This is a genomic window from Ruegeria sp. YTSA108 (genome assembly GCF_059610185.1).
In genome coordinates this window covers 1-19,088 of the sequence record NZ_JBXWND010000003.1, presented here as the reverse complement: position 1 = coordinate 19,088, position 19,088 = coordinate 1, and the positions used below count along the sequence as shown (strand labels likewise).

Here is a 19,088-nt window from a genome sequence, read left to right as displayed (position 1 = left end):
GATCATGTCGGAACATGACAACAAACTGAACATCACACGTCGCGGGATGCTGGGCGCAACCGCAACCGGCGCCGTGCTGGCCGGGACCGGTCTGGGTTCGACCCTGATGACCGCAAAACAGGCCAGCGCCGCCGCCAATGCCAATCTGCAGCCCGGCGAACTGGACGAATACTACGGCTTCTGGTCCTCGGGTCAGACCGGTGAACTGCGTATCCTTGGCTTCCCTTCCATGCGCGAGCTGATGCGGGTGCCGGTGTTCAACCGTTGCTCGGCCACCGGCTGGGGCCAGACCAATGAATCGCTGAAGATCATGACCGATGGCCTGCTGCCGGAGACCAAAGAGTTTCTCGCCAAGCGCGGCCTGAAAACTTATGATAACGGCGACCTTCACCACCCACACATGTCGTTCACCGATGGCACCTATGATGGCCGCTATCTGTTCATGAACGACAAGGCCAACACCCGCGTCGCTCGTGTGCGCTGCGATGTGATGAAATGCGACAAGATCACCGAAATCCCGAACGCCAAGGCGATCCACGGTCTGCGTCCTCAGAAGTTCCCGCGCACCGGCTATGTCTTTGCCAATGGTGAGGATGAAACGCCGCTGGTCAACGACGGCACAGTGCTGGACGATCCGTCGCAATACGTGAACATCTTCACCGCGCTGGACGGCGACACCATGGAAGTCGCTTGGCAAGTGATCGTGTCGGGTAACCTCGACAACACCGACTGCGACTATCAGGGCAAATACGCCTATTCGACCTCGTACAACTCGGAAATGGGTATGAACCTGGCCGAGATGACCGAGAACGAGCTGGACCATGTTGTTGTCTTCAACCTCGCCGAAATCGAAGCAGGGATTGAAGCCGGTGACTATCAGGAGCTGAAAGGCGTCAAGGTTCTGGACGGCCGTAAGGGTCAGAACAAGAAATACACCCGTTACATCCCGATCCCGAACTCACCGCACGGCATCAACACCGCGCCCGACGGCAAGCACGTCTGCATCAACGGTAAGCTGTCGCCGACCGTATCGATCATGGACGTAACCAAACTGGACGCCCTGTTCGAAAGCGACGCCGATCCGCGGTCGTGCATCGTGGGTGAACCGCAGCTGGGTCTTGGCCCGCTTCACACCGCCTATGACGGTCAGGGTAATGCGTTCACCACGCTGTTCCTCGACAGCCAGATCGTGAAGTGGAACATCGAAGACGCCATCAAGGCCTATGCCGGTGAGGACGTGGACCCGATCATCTCGAATGTCGACGTGCACTATCAGCCGGGCCACAACTCGACCACCATGGGTGAAACCAAGGAGGCCGACGGCAAATGGCTGATTTCGATGAACAAGTTCTCGAAAGACCGGTTCCTGAACACAGGTCCGCTGAAGCCTGAAAACGAACAGCTGATCGACATCTCAACCAACGAGATGAAGGTGGTTCACGACGGGCCGACCTTTGCTGAACCCCATGACTCGATCATGGTTCGCGCCGACATCGTCAACCCGGTCAACGTCTGGGACCGCGCCGATGTCACATGGGAAGACGCCCGTAAACAGGCCGAGGCTGATGGCATCGATCTGGAAGACGGCGCCGAGGAACCAATCCGGGACGGCAACAAGGTGCGGGTCTACATGACCTCGCAAGCCCCGACCTTCAGCCTTGAGAAGTTCACCGTCAAACAGGGTGACGAGGTGACTGTATACATCACCAACCTGGATGACGTGGACGATGTGACCCACGGCTTCTGCCTGGGCAACTACGGCATCGCGATGGAAGTGGCACCGATGGCGACCGCTTCGGTCACCTTCACTGCCGACCGTCCGGGCGTGCACTGGTTCTATTGTCAGTGGTTCTGTCACGCGCTGCACATGGAAATGCGCGGCCGGATGCTGGTCGAACCGGCGGGGGCATAACCCATGCGATGGTCCCTGCTCATACCGCTCCTGCTCGGCTCGCCCCTTTGGGCGGCGGATTGGGATGTGCCCAACCAGGCGGGGGCCATCAATGAAACACTGGCGCAGGCGGCGGATGGAGACACCCTTCGCCTGAGCCCCGGTGTCTACTCTGAGACATTGGTTCTGGACCGGCCCATCATTATTGACGGGCAGGGGCAGGCCACCATTGACGGACAAGGCGTCGGCAGCGTCATCACCGTGACCGGACCGGGCGTGACCGTACGCGGTCTGACAGTGATTGGTTCGGGCTCGAGCCATGATGGGATCGACAGTGGCATTCAGCTGGTCAAAACGGCCCATGCGCCGGTGATCGAAGGCAATGTGTTGCTGGGCAATCTCTATGGCATCGACATCCACGGCGCCAAGGACAGCGTCGTGCGCGGCAACCGGATCGAAGGGCGTCAGGACAAGCGGATGAATGACCGCGGCAACGGCGTCTATGTCTGGAACGCACCGGGTGCGCGGGTCGAAGACAATGATATCCGGTTCGGGCGCGATGGGATCTTTGTGAACTCGTCCAAGAAGAACACCTTTACTGGAAACCTGTTCCGCGACCTGCGGTTCGCGGTGCACTACATGTATGCCGACGACTCGGTGGTCAGCGATAACGTCTCGATCGGCAATGATCTGGGCTATGCGGTGATGTTCACGACCAATGTCAAAGTCACCGGCAATGTGTCGATTGATGATCGCGAACATGGTGTGATGCTGAACTACGCCAACAAGAGCGTGATTTCCGGGAACGTCGTTAAGGGTGCAAAGGAGAAATGCACCTTCCTGTATAACTCGAACAAGAACGAATTCACCGACAACTGGTTCGAGGGTTGCGGCATCGGCATTCACTTCACTGCTGGGTCAGAACGTAACCGTATCGTCGGCAACGCCTTTGTCGGAAACCGGACTCAGGTGAAATACGTTTCGACCAAGTGGGTCGAGTGGTCTGAAGACGGGCGCGGCAATTACTGGTCCGATTTCGCCGCCTATGATGTGGATGGCAACGGCGTCGCTGATGCCCCTTATCGCCCCAATGACTCGATGGACCATGTGCTGTGGACCCAACCCGCAGCCAAGCTGCTGCTCGGCTCCCCTGCCGTGCAGCTGGTGCGCTGGTCGCAATCAGCCTTCCCGGCACTATTGCCGGGGGGTGTGATGGACAGCAATCCATTGATGCGAGCCCCTGAACCCTCAGCTATGAAAAAGGTGCCTCATGACGGATAAGGCCCTGACGATAAACAACGTCTGTAAGGACCGAGGCAAAACCCGCGTTCTTGACGACATCACCCTGTCTCTTGCCCCTGGTCAGCGCGTGGCGCTACTGGGCCATAACGGCGCCGGCAAATCGACCCTGATCAAATCCATCCTTGGCCTGATCCCGATTGAGGGCGGAGCCATTCGAATCGGAGACGCCACACCCGGCAGCGCACAGGCGCGGCGGGATACGGCGTACTTGCCCGAGGCGGTGTCCTTCCACCCGGCGCTTACGGGCCGGGAACAGCTGACTCTGTTCGCGCAGCTCTCGGGGTCCAAGGCCGATGTACCCGGCCTGCTGGAACGTGTTGGCCTCAGCGACGCGCTGGACCGACGGATCGGGACCTACTCCAAGGGGATGCGGCAACGTCTGGGATTGGCGCAAGTGCTGCTGGGCCAGCCGAAAGTGGCATTGCTGGACGAGCCGACGAGCGGACTGGACCCGATTTCTCGGCAGGATCTGTACGCCATCATCGACGAACTGGCCGCAAAAGGCACCGCCGTCCTGATCGCATCGCATGCCCTGACTGAGGTCGAGGCCCGCACAGACCGGATCGCAATCATGCGCGGGGGCCGGATGGTGGCCGATGACACGTTAAACAACCTTTCGGCGCTGGCGGGTCTGCCAATCCGCATGAAGGTGCGCGCCAGCTCTAACCCTGACGCCTTGGCCGCCAAACTGGGCGGCAGCCGGATCAATGGCGCGTCCGTTGAGTTGCTCTGCACCGTCGACGACAAGATGGAGGCCCTGCGCCGGATCGCCGGATTGGGCGATGCGGTGGCAGATGTGGAAATGACACCTCCCAAGCTGGAAGATCTCTATCGCTACTATGCACAGGAGAAGAGGCCATGACCCGCTTCCTCGCCATCACCCGCACTGAAATGTTGATCTTGCGCCGCAACCGTTGGCTGCTGATGGCGACACTGATCATGGTGTTATTCGCGCTGGCACTTACCTTTGCAGGCAGTGCACCCACAGGCACGCTTGGCGTAGATATGCTGACTGTCTCGGTTGCCTCGATGACGACGTTGTCGGTCTATCTTGCCCCCCTACTGGCACTGATGATTGCCTTTGACGCCATCGCAGGCGATGTGGATCGGGGCAGCTTATCGCTGCTCTTGTCCTATCCCGCCGGGCGCGGAGAAATCCTGTTGGGAAAATTCACCGCCCATTTGTCGGCGCTTGCCTTTGCGATGACCATCGGCTTTGGCACGGCTGGCGCGGTGGCAGCATGGTTCGGTGGCGCCGGTCCAGAAAGCCTGTTGGCTCTGGTCCGTCTTATCCTCACTTCGATCGTGCTGGGCGCCGTGTTTCTGGCATTGGGATACTTGCTGTCCGCCCTGGCAAAGGGGGCCACGGCGGCAGCAGGTCTGTCGGCCGGGCTCTGGCTGGTTTTTGTCGTCCTCTATGATCTGGGCCTGTTGGGGGCCGTCGTCATGGACAAGGGCGGCACCTTCACTCAATCCGTCTTTCCATGGGTGATGGTGGCCAACCCGGCCGACGCTTTCCGTCTGTGGAATATCGCCGCGACCGAGGGCGTCGCGATGGCATCCGGCATGACCGGCGCTGCGCAGGCTCTGCCCGTCTGGGCCGCCCCGTTGTCTTTGCTGATCTGGCCCCTGCTAGGCCTTGCACTTGCCCGGCTCGCGTTCCGAAGGGTCGAGCCATGAAGCGTCTTTTCCTGATTGCTCTACTCGCCCTGACTGCCTGTAGGGAAGAACAGATTGCCGCGCCTGACCCGGTCGATCTGACGCCAGACGCACTCAGCTATTTTTGCCAGATGAATATTGCTGAACATGGCGGTCCAAAAGGACAGATTCACCTCGACGGCTATCCCACACCACTGTTTTTTGCGCAGGTTCGCGACATGGTTGCCTATCTCAAAAGCCCCGAACGCGAGGCAGCCATTGTTGCAATCTATGTCAGCGATATGGGAACCGCCCCAAGCTGGCATCAACCAGGTCAATCCAACTGGATCAATGCCGAAGGTGCGACTTTCGTCGTCGGGGCCAATGTCGCCGGCGGCATGGGCGCGCGCGAGGTCGTGCCCTTTGCAGACCCGACCGACGCGGACAGCTTCATCATCCTGTACGGAGGGTCCGCTTTGCCCCTGACTGACATACCCGACGCCGAAGTGCTTGGCCCCGTCGATCTGGACCTGAAACTGGAGACACCAGCATGAGCCGTTTGTCCCGACGTCGTTTTCTGATCATGTCTGCGGCATGCGCCGCGCTACCGGCGGTCGCATCTGGCGCACCAGTCGCGCATTGGCGTGGCATCGCGCTGGGGGCTAGGGCCAGCCTTGACCTTGTTGGCCTTTCTGAGGCAGAGGCGGCGCCCCTGCTGTCATCAATCGAGGCTGAACTGAACCGGCTGGAAGATATCTTTAGTCTGTACCGATCGCGATCACAGATTTCAGAGCTGAACCGAAGCGGATTGCTGCAGCAACCAGCCCCCGAACTGTTGAATGTACTGAGCCTGTGTTCGACCCTTCACAGTGCATCAGACGGGGCTTTTGACCCCACAATACAACCCGTCTGGAGGGCGATGGCCGCGCGCGCCAGCGCATCTGAATTGACTGCCGCCCAAGAAACTGTCGGCTGGCACCGAGTCCGATATGACGCTGATGCGATCCAGCTGCCGGAGCCCGGTGTCTCAGCCTTGACATTGAACGGTATCGCACAAGGCGCAATCACCGATCGCATTGCGGCGCTGTTACGGTCCTTTGGCTTACGCGATGTTCTGGTTAACATGGGAGAAATCGCGGCAATGGGTCAGCGAGGTGACGGGCAAGACTGGCGGGTCGGCCTTGCTGGTCACAATAATCAAGTCCTCAAGAAGATCACTTTGCGAGAACGCTCAGTAGCCACATCATCGGTTGCAGGCACACTCTTGCCGGGCGACCACGGCCATATCCTGAACCCATTCGGCCCAAGCCCAAGCAACCACACTGTTTCCGTTTCCGCACCCAATGCAGCCTTAGCTGACGGTCTGTCCACAGCTCTTTGCGCCGTCCCAAAGGAATGGACCGGTAGAATTCTGCAGAGTTTTCCATTGGCCAGTTTGGAGTTGAGCGGATAATCCGCAGTCTGTTCCAAGGCAGTCAAATCGGCAAATTGGACCTGTCCGCTGAATCAACTTTACCGGTGGTCAACCTTTCGAGCGCCAGCAGCCTCATACCGAACAGTCATCCGAATTCAGAAACACCCCGGTAGTGCCGGCTCTTGCAACACCAACGGTACCGATTTCGGTGGTTTTAGCGGATTTGCCGACAATCCAGGCACCAATGGTCGATCACGAGAGCAAGCTTCGAACCTATCGCGTCCCGCGAGGATTTCGAAGGGCCGGGTCATTGAGTGCTGGAAACGGAACACCCGACCTTCCGATCACGTTATTTCTTGGCGGATGTGGCGGGTAAAGCCTTCAAAACGTGTAAGCCATCACAAAAAACATCATACGAAGATTTGGTGGCGGAGACGAAGGGATTCGAACCCTCGAGACCCTTCCGGGCCTACTCCCTTAGCAGGGGAGCGCCTTCGACCACTCGGCCACGTCTCCGCTGGCCGGTGTATTCGATAAGCGCCAAGAAATACAAGGGACCTCGTGAAAAAATCTTCAAAAAGTCAAATCCATGATGTCTATGGCTTTCGGGCTTGATCAAAGGCAGCCGCGAAACGTCACCCGCAATGCGTGTCTGCCGGGCCTTCCATAAGGCGATCAGACCCAAGAGACGTCGGCTGGGAAAGCGAGCGACGGCCCAACGAAACACTGATTTGAAAAGGGCCCTGTCCGAAACACCGGCAATGTACAAACAGAGAGTTTCCGAAGCTCTGGGTCAGCCCAATTAGGTGGGAATTTTCTCCAGCTTCATAGAAAACTTGCCAAACACATAGGCATTAAGGCATATTTGCTTAGATTTTTTACAAATAATACAAAGAAATAAATTCCACGAGGCACAGACCGGGCAGCGGGCGCATTGCGCTCTGGAATAACCTTGGGGAAGGGATAATTAGTTTGGTCTGGTTAAGAGTGTTGTGTGTTTCCTGTTGTGTTTTGATACTGCCGTCGCAGATCCTGGCCAACATTGGTACTGTCGTAAGCGTCAAACAAGGCGCAGAAATTACCCGAGCCGGGAATTCCCGGCCACTGCTTGAAGGCATGGAAGTTGCCTCGGGTGATTCCATATCCACAGACAGCAGAGGGGTAGTTCAGCTGATCTTTGTTGACGAAACGAAGATCGCGATAGGGCCTAATGCAAAGATGGCGCTGGATGTGACCATGTTGCGAAACAAGAAGAAGGCCAAGAATTTTGCCGTTCAGGCCTTGGGTGGAAGCTTTCGTTTCATCTCGGGCAACAGCAGAAAACGTGCCTATTCCATCCAGACCCCCACAGCGACAATGGCTGTGCGTGGGACCATATTCGACATGTGGGTTGTGCCTGGCACCCAAAGCTCGATGCTGGTGCTGGAAGGCACCGTGCAGATGTGCGGCCTGAAAGGCGGCTGCAGATCAACTGGACGTCAATGCAGCCTGTTTGCCACCAGTCAAAAAGGCAAGGTGGGCCGCCCGGCCGATCAGGCACAGTACGACGAAGCAGTGAAAAATGGATTTCCGTTCATTCAGTCTCAGGAACGGCTTCTCAGTCCGCTGCGCGTGAATATCGAAGGCTGCGCCGGAGAATCAGCACCAGTGCAGCCCATCGAAAAATCCGACGCTCCCGAGCCCCGCCCAGCGCCCCCGCAGCGGCAAGCGGTGAAGGCTTCGGTAGCATCTGCACCCGTTGAGGCGCCCAGTATAGAAGGCGGTGCAGCGCCGGATACGAAACCGAATAGACCTGTTAACTGAGCATCGGCTGATATGGGTAATCGGTAATGTCGGGCAGTGAAAGCGACCACTGTCTTCGGAGGCAACCGTGACGGGTAAGTCGAAAGAACGGAGCACTCGCCGCAGGGGTTTTCGCCTTGTGGGTTTGTGCCTGATCCTGTTTGGATGCTTTGTCAGGGTCATAGATCCGTTTCCCGTGCGCATGACTCGGCTGATATATTTCGACATCCTTCAGCGCATGGCCCCACGCGATTACACCCCCGACCTGCCAATCCGTGTTGTCGACATAGACGAACAGTCACTGGCCAACTGGGGGCAATGGCCATGGCCGCGTAATCTCATGGCTCAGATGGTTGAAAACCTCGGCCAAAATGGCGCTGCGGTCATCGCTTTTGACATGCTGTTTGTCGAACCCGACCGCTATTCGCCTGCTCGATTATTGGAAGACCCTGCGTTGGCCGAGGTGCTCTCGGTCGATGAAGACGCCCAAAACCTGGACAACGATGTTTTTTTCGGAGCCGAAATCGCCAAATGGCCGGTTGTTCTGGGTGTAGCGGCCCGTGTGGCCGATGATGGTCAGCCCGTCATATCCAAGGCGGGGATCATCGAGATCGGTGAGTCTCCGACCTCAGGGCTCGTCCAGGTTCCGCATTGGACTCCTCCTGCTCCGCCACTTTATTCAGATGCAACAGGCATTGGGGGCGTGAATGTCTCACCACTTGGTGGGACCGGTGTGGTCCGCCGGGTCCCGGTACTTTGGGGGGGACCGGATGGCGCCCTGCCAAGCCTGGGAATTGAGGCCCTTAGGGTGGCCTTGGGGGAAACAGTCCTTTTCGCCGAGGGCGCGTCCGATGAATCCGGTGTCATGCTGGCGCTTGAACTGGGCGATTTTCGATTGCCAACAACTCAGAACGGCGAAGTCTGGATCCGGTACAGGCGAGACCGGCCTGAACTGTATGTTTCTGCCAATGACGTTATGACGAATCCGGATGATCCTGCGCTGCGGTCCCGGATCGAAAACCAGATTATTCTTGTTGGCACCTCTGCGGCGGGTCTGTTTGATATGCACCAGACCTCGCTCGGAGAATCCGTGCCCGGCGTCTCGATCCACGCGCAGTTACTTGAACAGGTCCTAACGGGCGAAATGCTCAGCCGATCCGATGTGACCGCTGCGCTTGAATTGGTCTCATTCGTCTTACTGGGGTTAGTGGTCGTCGCCGTCATGTCCAGCTTTGGTGCGGTCGCATCCTTCATTGCGGGTGGCGTATCTGCAGCCGTAGTTGTGCTGATCAGCTGGATGGCCTTTCAAAATCAACTCGTATTATTTGATGCAACCTTCCCACTTGCTGGTGGGATGGCGAATTTCGGGCTGTTGGCCGGATATCTATTCATTTCGACCGAGCGCGAGAAAAGAGCGATCCGAAAGATTTTTTCTCACTATGTCGCTCCTGAAATTTTGGATGAAATGGAAGGCTCGGACCATCAGTTGGTCCTTGGTGGAGAAACACAAGAGATCACCGTCATGTTCGCCGACATCCGTGGATTTACCCCGTTATCCGAGTCGGTTTCGGCCACGGAGCTCGTCGCCATTCTGAATGAGCTGTTTTCACAGGTCGGAGATCAGATTTTGCACGAGCGAGGCACAATCGACAAATTCATCGGCGACGCAGTCATGGCGTTCTGGAACGCTCCGCTTCCGGTCGAAAATCATCCCTGTCGCGCTGCACGGGCAGCCTTGATGATGCGCGGTGCATTGGCACAGTTCAATAGGTCCGAAATCATGCGCGAACGGCCACCCATTGCGCTGGCCACTGGCTGCGCGACAGGACAGGCCTGTGTGGGCAATATCGGGTCGCGGCGGCGGTTCAATTATACTGTGATCGGAGATGTGGTGAACGTCGCCGCCAGGATCGAACAAAGCTGCCGACATGTCGACTATGACATCCTGGTTTCGAATTCAGTTTACATTCTAGGCAAACAAGAGTTGGCGATGTTGGAAGCTGGGTTTGTGGACCTGAAAGGAAAAAAGAACCTGGAGCCCGTTTACATATTGATTGGCGATCAGGACATGCTCGACAGCGAGGCATTCCAGAACTTACGCGATGCGCATGCTCAACTTTTGTCGGCCATACGTGCGCGTGAACCGCTGGAGCGCACCGATGAGCTACGCCAAAACTGCATCGACATTGCCAAAGAAATCGAACCCGGTCTTCTATCCTTTTATCGAGCGCTGTCTGGGCGCACTGCGGATTTTCTGTCCGATGTCCAATCAAACAAGCTGTTGTTCAGTCATCACGCCCGTGAAGGACAAAATCTGGCCTAGCGGGCCCAGAGCCATTGCAACTTTCAAGCGAGCATGTGAACCCCATAGAACCGCCCAGAAGCAGGCACGGAAGTTTGGGAACCATATGGCTAAGGCCAAATCATCCATCCTGAACTTGGCTCCTTACTTCTGGCCTGAAGAAACTGGATCAGCACCTTACTGCACCGAGCTGACCCAATTGGATGCTCATCGTGAAACAGACGCCATTATGGCCTATGTTCCGACTATCCTGACCTTGTTTGGCGCCCACACGCTTACCGAAGCAATCAAAAATGGCACGTCACCGAAAACGCGTTTTTCGCCCCCAAACACAGACCAGCCTGCGGTCTCCTGGGCATTTGCGGGGTCGGGCTTCTAAGCAACCTGTCCCGCGAGAAAGGGCTGTACGATTTTCTTGAAACAGCCGGATCTCTGCACTCTCTCGGGGTTGAAGTCGAAATGATCCTGGCCGGACCGGCCCACTGGAGCAAGACCTGACCTCGATCAAAGCCGCCGTCGCCAAAGACGAGATCAGATGGGACAGCCCGCTATATGGCGAAAAAAAGCAGCAATTATATGATGAGATTGACGTGTTTCTGTTTCCAACTCGATATAGTTTCGAAGCTCAACCAACTGTAATCTACGATGCCTTCGCGTCGGACACAGCCGTGACCTCTTTCGCGCGCAGAGCTATCGAAGAACAGGTTCAGGTTTGCATTGCGACCGTCGCCGTCGATCAGAGCTTTCACGAAACCGCCACCCAATTCCCCACGGGTTCCTAAGAAAGGCCGATCACGCGACCAACAGAATGACCACACCATTGGAGCATTTGGGCAAATCTATCTAATGTGAGGCCGCATTAGACGAATAGTAATACGCGATGGCCTGCGTCCTATTCTTAACCGATAGTTTTTCGTAAATGTTTGACAGGTGAAATTTCACGGTATTGGTCGATATCTGAAGCTCTTTGGACAACTCGCGGTTGGACATGCCCTTGGCTAGAGCTTCCAGAATCGCGCGCTCTTTCCGCGACAGGCTGTGGATCGGATTCTGTTGCATCTGGCGGACATCGATGAACGGAAACACCATCTTGCCAGCAGCCACGTCCGCGCAGGTTTCCAGCAACGCTTCAACTTCACCAGACCGGGATGAGAACCCCGCAGCTCCTGCCTGCATTGCAAGGCGCGGAACATCTCCGACATCATCGCCGTAAATGACAAAACGGGGCGCGCCTTCCTGTTCTCGCAAAACCTCGATCAATTTGGCCGCGCCAAGAACAGGCAAGCTCCAGGAAATCACACACACCTGGACCGGAACTCTCATGACCGCGCCCAGGAACCCTTCAGCTGTCGCCGATGTGGCAACCAAAGAGAATCGCGGATCACGTTCAAAAATCTCCGACATGGCCGATAAGACCAGCGGATTGTTGTCGGCAAGCATGACGTCAATCGGTAGTTGTGAAGGCTCTGTCATTGATTTTACATCCAAATCCTCAAGAAACTACCCATTCGTATAGGGCAAAACTTGGTATACTTCGGTATTCTTGCCAATACGGGTAGGTTTTTCCCCATCCCATTAGAAGTCCTAAAGCAGTAGTAAGTTACGTTGCGCGATGACGCAAGCAAGGCTTTCCTGATCCACAACGAGATGTCTGGGCGTGGTTGACCACCCCAACGATCAAGGAGGATCGCAATGACTTTCCAGATTTATCCAACGCTCGAAATCCCCGAGACGCTGGCCGCAGGCCCCGGGCCGGGCAATACAGACGCGCGCGTTCTACAAGCCTTTTCCAGCGCCGGAGTTGCGGATCACATGCAGGGCGACGTTTTGCGCGGCATGATCGAATGCAAGCACATGCTGCGCGAAATCTGGGGCACCACGAACATATACACCTTTGCGGTCGCAGGCACTGGTTGGAGCGCTTTGGACACCATGTTCTCGGCTGTCATGCCCGGTGACAAGGTTGTTGCGTTCAACAACGGGACCTTTTCGGGCATCGATACACTGACCCTTCGGATCAAGGCAGCGACACCGGACGAACATGCTGCCAACCCCTTGGATCCGCAGGCCGCCAGTGTCACGATCATCGACGTGCCGCATGGTCAGTCGGTGACCGGTGACATGGTCGAAGCCGCACTGGCTGAACACAAGCCCAAATGGGCGTTTATGGCACATTGGGAAACGGGATCAGGACGCATCAATGATTTGCGCGGTTTCTCGGATGCCTGCGAGCACCATGGTGCAATGGGACTGATCGACGCCGTTTCGTCTTTGGGTGTCGAAGATTTCCGGGTTGATGATTATCCGGGCATCGCGGGCTGGGCCTCTTGTCCGCAAAAGGGCCTGTGCTGCTTGCCGCTTACCTATGCTCCCGTCAGCTTTACCGATGCATATATCGACAGCCTGAAAGCAACGGGTGCCTACAGCTATGTTCACAATCCCATTTTCGAGGCCCGCCACTGGGGCATCGTCGATGGCCAGGATGTTGAAAAAGGCACATATCACCGAACACATTCGGGCTATGCCGTCGCGGCCTTTCATGAATCGTTACGCCTGACCCTGCAGGAGGGGCTAGCGAAGCGCGCGCATGCCTACAAAACGCACGAGGCCGTGCTGCGCGATGCCGTCATTGCGATGGGCTGCGAGGTCACCTCGGACATGTCCAGCCTTGTGGTGCTGAACCTGCCCGCTGAACTTGCAGGCCGCGAAATGGAGCTGGTGCAGAATTGCCGGGCCCGCGGCTTTGGCATCTGGCCAACCCTCAGCGCCCCTGTTCAGGTCCGCATCGGCATCCTGAACCAACTGAATCATCAGTCGATCGGCCGCATCGTGCATTTGTTTGCCGAAGCAATCCGCGAGATGGGTGGTTCGGTGAATCTCGAAGCGATCGAAGCGCTTCTGGAAAGCCGCTACGGCACATCTATCGCTGCATAAACGGGAGGAAATGCAGATGGATATCCACGAATATCAGGCGAAAGAACTTCTTTCGAATTTCGGCGTCGAAGTCCCTTCGGGGGCCTTGGCCTACAGCCCCGAGCAAGCTGCCTACCGTGCACGTGAGCTGGGCGGCGACAAGTGGATTGTAAAGGCACAGGTTCACGCAGGTGGCCGCGGCAAAGCTGGGGGCGTAAAGCTGTGCAATTCGGAAAGCGAAATATACGCAGCCTGTGACGAGATGTTTGGCCGCAAGCTGGTGACGCATCAGACCGGCCCCGATGGCAAAGGCATCTATCGCGTCTACGTCGAATCTGCCGTTCCAATCGATCGGGAAATCTATCTGGGTTTTGTGCTCGACCGCTCAAGCCAACGCGTGATGATCGTCGCCTCGTCCGAGGGCGGAATGGAGATTGAGGATATTTCCGCAGAACGCCCTGAAAGCATTGTCCGCTCCATCGTCGAACCTGCGGTAGGTCTGCAGGAGTTTCAGGCGCGCGAGATTGCCTTCAATCTGGGACTCGAGCCCCGTCTGATCCAAAACATGGTCCGCACCCTCCAAGGGTGTTACGCCGCTTTCAACAAGCTGGACGCGACCATGGTTGAAATCAATCCGCTCGTCATCACCGGCGACGATCGCGTGTTGGCGCTGGACGCCAAGATGAGCTTTGACGACAACGCCTTGTTCCGCCACCCGCAGGTCGCGGAGCTTCGCGACAAAAGCCAGGAAGACCCCCGTGAAAGCCGCGCGGCGGATCGTGGCCTGTCTTATGTCGGGCTGGACGGCAATATCGGCTGCATCGTGAATGGTGCCGGTCTGGCCATGGCGACGATGGACACGATCAAGCTGGCCGGGGGAGAGCCTGCAAACTTCCTCGATATCGGAGGCGGCGCGTCACCAGAACGTGTTGCCAAAGCTTTCCGATTGGTACTGTCCGACAAGAACGTCCAAGCGGTTCTGGTCAACATATTCGCCGGCATCAACCGCTGCGACTGGGTTGCCGAAGGCGTCGTGCAGGCTCTGAAGGAACTGGATATCGACATCCCAGTCATCGTGCGCCTTGCCGGGACGAATGTTGAAGAAGGTCAGAAAATACTCGCTAAGTCCGGCCTGCCGATTATTCGTGCAACAACATTGATGGAAGCTGCCGAACGCGCCGTTGGTGCGTGGCAAAACGATTTGACCCAAAACACCAAGATGAGGGCTGTGTAATGAGCATTCTTCTGGACCGCGACACCCGCGTTATTGTTCAGGGCATCACTGGACGTATGGCGCGCTTTCACACCAAGGATATGTTGGAATACGGCACCAATGTTGTTGGCGGTGTCGTCCCTGGCAAGGGCGGCGAAATCGTAGAAGGCGTGCCTGTCTTCGACACTGTCAAACAGGCGGTCACGGCCACCGGCGCAGAGGCCAGCCTTGTCTTCGTGCCGCCCCCGTTTGCGGCGGATTCGATCATGGAGGCCGCAGATGCCGGTATCCGTTATTGCGTTTGCATAACCGACGGCATCCCGGCGCAGGACATGATCCGCGTCAAACGCTATATGTATCGCTATCCCAAGGACAATCGCATGGTGCTGACCGGCCCGAACTGTGCTGGAACCATCAGTCCTGGCAAGGCCCTGCTGGGGATTATGCCGGGCCATATCTACCTGCCGGGCAATGTCGGAATCATCGGTCGTTCGGGCACGCTGGGCTATGAAGCCGCGGCGCAGCTGAAGGAGCGTGGCATTGGCGTCTCAACCAGCGTCGGTATCGGTGGCGACCCGATCAACGGCTCGTCCTTCCGCGATATCCTTGAGCGGTTCGAACAGGATGAGGACACCGAGGTCATCGCCATGATCGGCGAAATCGGCGGCCCTCAGGAAGCCGAGGCGGCCGAGTATATCCGAGACCACGTCACCAAACCCGTCGTGGCCTATGTCGCCGGTCTGACCGCACCTAAAGGCAGGACCATGGGTCATGCCGGGGCGATCATCTCGGCATTTGGCGAAAGCGCCTCGGAAAAGGTCGAAATCCTATCGGCGGCGGGTGTGACTGTTGCTGAAAACCCTGCGGTAATTGGCGAGACCATCGCCCGCGTCATGGGAGTGGCTGCGTGATGGTCAAACCTTCGGTCCTTGTCACCCGTCGCTGGCCCGCCGCCGTCGAGGCGCAACTGGCCGAAAACTATAACACCGTACTCAACATCGGGGACAAACCATTGTCCCCGGCCGAGATCCGCGACGCGTTGAAACGCTATGACGCGGTTCTGCCCACGGTCACCGACACGCTCAGCGCCGAGGCGCTGGACGTATCTGCGGCGCAAACCAAAATCCTCGCCAATTATGGAGTTGGTTACAGCCATATCTGTGAACCCGCTGCGCGCAGCCTTGGTATGACCGTAACCAATACGCCGGATGTCTTGTCCGAATGCACGGCTGATCTGGCCATGACATTGCTGCTGATGGTAGCCCGCCGCGCCGGCCAAGGCGAACGTGAGCTGCGCGCGGGCGGCTGGACCGGCTGGCGTCCGACCCATCTGGTCGGCACCAAGGTCAGCGGCAAGACTCTGGGCATCATCGGTTTTGGCCGCATTGGTCAGGAAATGGCCCGTCGCGCGCACCATGGGTTCGGCATGAAAATTCTTGTCCAGAACCGCAGCACTGTCTCGCCCGAGGTATTGAAACAGTTCAACGCAACTCAGGTCGATACCGTGGACGATCTGCTGCCGCACTGCGATTTCGTCTCACTGCACTGCCCGGGTGGGGCCGCAAACCGGCACCTGATCAACGGGCGCAGAATGGATCTGATGAAGCCCAACGCCTTCCTCATCAACACTGCGCGCGGTGAGGTCGTGGATGAGCACGCGCTTGTGCAGTCGCTGATGTTCGACACGATCGGTGGGGCTGCTTTGGACGTGTTCGATGGCGAACCTCGCATTAGCCCGGATCTGTTGCAATGCGACAACCTGGTGATGCTACCCCATCTGGGTAGCGCCACAAAAGAATCGCGCGAGGCCATGGGCTTTCGCGTACTCGACAATCTGGCCGACTTCTTCGCAGGTCGCACCCCGCGGGACCAGGTGATCTGATGCAAGCGCTGGCCCGCAATATTCCGTCCACCCCGGACCCTTCGGGCTATGCCGAGGAATTGCGCTCGGAACTGCGGGCGTTGTGGCGGAATATTCTGTCGAAGCGGGCGCCGCATGTGGCGACATGGGCCGAGGCCATGCCGTTGCAACCCATCCCTACAGGGCTCGAGGCAACGCCGTATCTGCAAGCCCTATCGATCTGGTTCCAACTGTTACGCATCGTTGATGAAAACGCCCATGTCCGGGACCGGCGCCTGACCGAGACCCTAAGCGGCGCGGAATCGGTCGAAGGCGGGTTTGCCGAGGTGTTGTCTGAACTGCAATTAACGGACAGCCAGACAAAAAAACTGACGGCTGACCTATGCGCCGGTCCCACCCTAACCGCGCACCCGACCGAGGCCAAACGGGTCACCGTTTTGGAAATTCACCGGCGGATCTACCGCAATCTTGTCAGTCTTGAAGTGCAACGATGGACCCCGACCGAACGCACCGAATTGCTGAATGGTCTGGAAGGCGAGATTGATCTTTTGTGGCTGACAGGCGAACTTCGCCTGTCGCGCCCAAGCCTGCGCGACGAGATCGAATGGGGGTTGCAATTCTTCCGGGATGCAATCTTTGACGCCGTCCCGCAGGTCATGGATCGGTTCGATCAGGCCTGCCTGCATGTGTTGGGTCAGACTCTAGCCAAAACACCCAACATTCGCTTTCACAGCTGGATTGGCGGCGACCGGGATGGCAATCCGAATGTCACAACCGAGATGACCGCACTGGCCCTGCAACGCGGCCGTGAAACGGTTCACGATCTTTATCGTCAGGCCATCGATCAAGCTGCAAGCCGGTTGAGCATCAGCGCGCTCATATTGCCGCTTCCTGAGCCAAACCGTGCACGTGTACAAGAAATTATCGACCGAACTCCGGACGGCGATCGCAATCGAAACGAACCGTTCCGGCAAGCTCTCAATGCCATTCGCTATCGGCTGACCGATGGCGGCTATGATCACATCTCACAATTCGTAAGCGATCTTGGGGCACTTGATGCGGCTTTGTGCGCGGTCAACGCCGACGTCCTGGCACAGAGGCATATCCGTCCGCTGTGCCGCGCCGCTACGGTTTTCGGGTTCCGAACCACAACCCTGGATATTCGTCAGAATTCAACCGTCACGAATGACGTTCTGACGGAAATTTGGTCGCAATCCGGACATGCTCCGGAATATGGCACGCCCGACTGGTCTACCCGTCTGCGATCAGAGCTGGCAGATCAAAACCTGCCCTATCAAAACCGCGAGGTGCTGAGCGATCAGGCGCAGGAAATGCTGGCGCTTTTAGCGCTTGTTCATAGTGTTCGCTCGGGGCCGGACCCCAAGGCAATTGGGCCATTTATCCTGTCCATGACCCGGTCTGCCGATGATATTCTCGGTGTGTACCTGCTGGCCCGCTATTCCGGTTTCGGGTCCGAGACATTGGATATCTCGGTGGTGCCATTATTCGAAACGATTGCAGATCTTCGCAATGCCCCTGCGATCCTGCTGGACGTTTTGGCAGTACCGCTTGCCCGCCGCAGCCTCAAAACCGATGGAAATGAAATCGAAGTGATGCTGGGGTATTCGGACAGCGGCAAGGATGGCGGGTATTTCTGCTCAACATGGGAGCTGGAGCGCGCCCAACGTCGCATCGTGACGGCACTGGCTTCGCAAGGTTTCAAGGTCACGTTTTTCCATGGACGCGGAGGCTCAGTCAGTCGGGGCGGCGCTCCCACTGGGCGGGCGATTGCTGCTCAGCCCAGCGGAACAATTGCCGGGCGCTTGCGCGTAACTGAACAGGGCGAAGTTGTTTCGACCAGATACGCCAACCGCGGAACAGCCGCGGCCCATCTGGAACTGCTCCTCTCAAGCACGTTGCGTCATACCGCCAATCCCGGCGAAACCCTGGCACGGCCCGAGTTCGACGACGCGCTGGATGCTCTGTCGGAACTGTCACAGACAACCTATGTCTCGCTTTTGAAGATGCCAGGCTTTCTGGACTATTTCCAGCAGGCCAGCCCGGTCGAGGAATTAGCCCGCCTGAAAATAGGATCTCGTCCGGCACGTCGCTTTGGCGCGGCCAGTCTGGATGATCTGCGCGCCATTCCATGGGTTTTTGCCTGGTCGCAGAACCGCCACCTGATCACGGGCTGGTATGGTTTCGGGGCCGCAATGGCCAGCTTCCGCAAATTTCGTGGCGCGCGCGGTGATGAAGTGCTGCAGGATATGTTTCAGCACTCCCGGCTGTTCCGCCTTGCCGTCGATGAGATGGAGAAATCGCTCTATCAAGCGGATATGGGCATCGCCGCACAATACGGCGAACTAGTGCACGATGAGAACACCCGACAAATCGTCTTTCAGTCAATCAAAGCGGAATACGATAGCGCCTGCAGTGCAGTGCAATTTCTGACGGGAGGACAAACTATCGGACACCGTTTCCCTCGCCTGTGCGAGCGGTTTGATCGCAAACGGGCAGAACTGGCCCGCATTCACGCGCTGCAGGTCGAATTGCTGCGACAAGCTCGAACCGAGCCTCAGGCAGGATCGGTTCCTGTTCCCCTCCTGCAATCGATGAACGCTATTTCCGCTGGCCTTGGCTGGACCGGCTAACCCTTTTAGGAGGTTTCAAAGTGAACGCCCCGCAACGCACTCAAGGTTTTTTCACCCAGTCTCTCTCAGCGCGCGACCCAGAGCTGTTCGGCTCGATCACGTCCGAGCTGGGCCGTCAGCG

At 57.4% G+C, this 19,088-nt stretch carries 15 protein-coding genes and 1 tRNA gene; 14 read left to right on the top strand and 2 right to left on the bottom strand.

The window, feature by feature from the left end; genetic code table 11:
• The first annotated feature begins 4 nt into the window (after positions 1 to 4).
• Genes nosZ through AC2FHW_RS05305 form a run of 6 tightly spaced genes read left to right on the top strand, consistent with a single transcriptional unit; the run spans position 5 to position 6,284 of the window.
• Positions 5 to 1,912, top strand: a complete 1,908-nt coding sequence (nosZ, locus tag AC2FHW_RS05330; RefSeq protein ID WP_496821553.1) for a TAT-dependent nitrous-oxide reductase — start codon at positions 5 to 7, stop codon at positions 1,910 to 1,912.
• A gap of 3 nt (positions 1,913 to 1,915) precedes the next feature.
• A complete protein-coding gene (locus tag AC2FHW_RS05325; protein WP_496689133.1) occupies positions 1,916 to 3,172 on the top strand; it encodes a nitrous oxide reductase family maturation protein NosD in 1,257 nt (418 codons plus the stop codon).
• Positions 3,162 to 4,055, top strand: a complete 894-nt coding sequence (locus tag AC2FHW_RS05320) for an ABC transporter ATP-binding protein (protein WP_496728701.1) — start codon at positions 3,162 to 3,164, stop codon at positions 4,053 to 4,055. The genes AC2FHW_RS05325 and AC2FHW_RS05320 overlap by 11 nt, the downstream gene beginning before the upstream one ends.
• Positions 4,052 to 4,873, top strand: coding sequence for an ABC transporter permease (locus tag AC2FHW_RS05315; RefSeq protein WP_271948643.1), 822 nt, complete (start codon positions 4,052 to 4,054; stop codon positions 4,871 to 4,873). The genes AC2FHW_RS05320 and AC2FHW_RS05315 overlap by 4 nt, the downstream gene beginning before the upstream one ends.
• Positions 4,870 to 5,385 carry a nitrous oxide reductase accessory protein NosL gene (locus AC2FHW_RS05310; RefSeq protein WP_271948645.1) on the top strand — a complete coding sequence of 172 codons (516 nt, stop codon included), beginning with the start codon at positions 4,870 to 4,872 and terminating at the stop codon, positions 5,383 to 5,385. The genes AC2FHW_RS05315 and AC2FHW_RS05310 overlap by 4 nt, the downstream gene beginning before the upstream one ends.
• On the top strand, positions 5,382 to 6,284 hold the full coding sequence (locus AC2FHW_RS05305) for an FAD:protein FMN transferase (RefSeq protein WP_271948647.1): 903 nt from the start codon (positions 5,382 to 5,384) through the stop codon (positions 6,282 to 6,284). The genes AC2FHW_RS05310 and AC2FHW_RS05305 overlap by 4 nt, the downstream gene beginning before the upstream one ends.
• A 387-nt stretch (positions 6,285 to 6,671) precedes the next feature.
• Here AC2FHW_RS05305 and AC2FHW_RS05300 read toward each other — a convergent pair.
• Positions 6,672 to 6,761, bottom strand: a tRNA-Ser gene (locus AC2FHW_RS05300).
• Positions 6,762 to 7,256: 495 nt separating this feature from the next.
• On the opposite strand from AC2FHW_RS05300, the gene AC2FHW_RS05295 reads away from it, so the two are divergent.
• The 3 genes from AC2FHW_RS05295 (at position 7,257) to AC2FHW_RS05285 (ending at position 10,708) form a co-directional block, all read left to right on the top strand.
• Positions 7,257 to 8,048: a FecR family protein gene (locus AC2FHW_RS05295; RefSeq protein ID WP_246097172.1), complete on the top strand. Its 792-nt coding sequence runs from the start codon at positions 7,257 to 7,259 to the stop codon at positions 8,046 to 8,048.
• A gap of 181 nt (positions 8,049 to 8,229) precedes the next feature.
• Positions 8,230 to 10,350, top strand: a complete 2,121-nt coding sequence (locus tag AC2FHW_RS05290) for a CHASE2 domain-containing protein (protein ID WP_496689139.1) — start codon at positions 8,230 to 8,232, stop codon at positions 10,348 to 10,350.
• 85 nt (positions 10,351 to 10,435) lie between these two features.
• Positions 10,436 to 10,708: a hypothetical protein gene (locus tag AC2FHW_RS05285; protein ID WP_496821551.1), complete on the top strand. Its 273-nt coding sequence runs from the start codon at positions 10,436 to 10,438 to the stop codon at positions 10,706 to 10,708.
• Positions 10,709 to 11,172: 464 nt separating this feature from the next.
• Here AC2FHW_RS05285 and AC2FHW_RS05280 read toward each other — a convergent pair whose 3' ends face one another.
• Complete coding sequence (locus tag AC2FHW_RS05280) at positions 11,173 to 11,802, bottom strand: response regulator transcription factor (protein WP_496689141.1); 630 nt, start codon at positions 11,800 to 11,802, stop codon at positions 11,173 to 11,175.
• A gap of 219 nt (positions 11,803 to 12,021) precedes the next feature.
• Between AC2FHW_RS05280 and AC2FHW_RS05275 the strand changes: the two genes are divergently transcribed.
• Genes AC2FHW_RS05275 through AC2FHW_RS05255 form a run of 5 tightly spaced genes read left to right on the top strand, consistent with a single transcriptional unit; the run spans position 12,022 to position 18,967 of the window.
• On the top strand, positions 12,022 to 13,263 hold the full coding sequence (locus tag AC2FHW_RS05275; RefSeq protein ID WP_281972632.1) for a pyridoxal-phosphate-dependent aminotransferase family protein: 1,242 nt from the start codon (positions 12,022 to 12,024) through the stop codon (positions 13,261 to 13,263).
• Positions 13,264 to 13,279: 16 nt separating this feature from the next.
• Positions 13,280 to 14,476: a malate--CoA ligase subunit beta gene (locus tag AC2FHW_RS05270; protein WP_496693072.1), complete on the top strand. Its 1,197-nt coding sequence runs from the start codon at positions 13,280 to 13,282 to the stop codon at positions 14,474 to 14,476.
• A complete protein-coding gene (gene sucD, locus AC2FHW_RS05265; protein ID WP_496712367.1) occupies positions 14,476 to 15,366 on the top strand; it encodes a succinate--CoA ligase subunit alpha in 891 nt (296 codons plus the stop codon). The genes AC2FHW_RS05270 and sucD overlap by 1 nt, the downstream gene beginning before the upstream one ends.
• Entirely contained in the window at positions 15,366 to 16,337 is a 972-nt protein-coding gene (locus tag AC2FHW_RS05260) for a 2-hydroxyacid dehydrogenase (RefSeq protein ID WP_142635199.1), read from the top strand. The genes sucD and AC2FHW_RS05260 overlap by 1 nt, the downstream gene beginning before the upstream one ends.
• Entirely contained in the window at positions 16,337 to 18,967 is a 2,631-nt protein-coding gene (locus AC2FHW_RS05255; protein WP_496821546.1) for a phosphoenolpyruvate carboxylase, read from the top strand. Before AC2FHW_RS05260 ends, AC2FHW_RS05255 begins: the two co-directional genes overlap by 1 nt.
• Positions 18,968 to 19,088 lie beyond the last annotated feature (121 nt).

Excerpts from the sequence above, each read along its gene's own strand:
- nosZ (WP_496821553.1), top strand. The coding sequence starts at position 5 with ATGTCGGAACATGACAACAAACTGAACATCACACGTCGCGGGATGCTG.
- AC2FHW_RS05325 (WP_496689133.1), top strand. The coding sequence starts at position 1,916 with ATGCGATGGTCCCTGCTCATACCGCTCCTGCTCGGCTCGCCCCTTTGG.
- AC2FHW_RS05320 (WP_496728701.1), top strand. The coding sequence starts at position 3,162 with ATGACGGATAAGGCCCTGACGATAAACAACGTCTGTAAGGACCGAGGC.
- AC2FHW_RS05315 (WP_271948643.1), top strand. The coding sequence starts at position 4,052 with ATGACCCGCTTCCTCGCCATCACCCGCACTGAAATGTTGATCTTGCGC.
- AC2FHW_RS05310 (WP_271948645.1), top strand. The coding sequence starts at position 4,870 with ATGAAGCGTCTTTTCCTGATTGCTCTACTCGCCCTGACTGCCTGTAGG.
- AC2FHW_RS05305 (WP_271948647.1), top strand. The coding sequence starts at position 5,382 with ATGAGCCGTTTGTCCCGACGTCGTTTTCTGATCATGTCTGCGGCATGC.
- AC2FHW_RS05290 (WP_496689139.1), top strand. The coding sequence starts at position 8,230 with ATGACTCGGCTGATATATTTCGACATCCTTCAGCGCATGGCCCCACGC.
- AC2FHW_RS05285 (WP_496821551.1), top strand. The coding sequence starts at position 10,436 with ATGGCTAAGGCCAAATCATCCATCCTGAACTTGGCTCCTTACTTCTGG.
- AC2FHW_RS05280 (WP_496689141.1), bottom strand. The coding sequence starts at position 11,802 with ATGACAGAGCCTTCACAACTACCGATTGACGTCATGCTTGCCGACAAC.
- AC2FHW_RS05275 (WP_281972632.1), top strand. The coding sequence starts at position 12,022 with ATGACTTTCCAGATTTATCCAACGCTCGAAATCCCCGAGACGCTGGCC.
- AC2FHW_RS05270 (WP_496693072.1), top strand. The coding sequence starts at position 13,280 with ATGGATATCCACGAATATCAGGCGAAAGAACTTCTTTCGAATTTCGGC.
- sucD (WP_496712367.1), top strand. The coding sequence starts at position 14,476 with ATGAGCATTCTTCTGGACCGCGACACCCGCGTTATTGTTCAGGGCATC.
- AC2FHW_RS05260 (WP_142635199.1), top strand. The coding sequence starts at position 15,366 with ATGGTCAAACCTTCGGTCCTTGTCACCCGTCGCTGGCCCGCCGCCGTC.
- AC2FHW_RS05255 (WP_496821546.1), top strand. The coding sequence starts at position 16,337 with ATGCAAGCGCTGGCCCGCAATATTCCGTCCACCCCGGACCCTTCGGGC.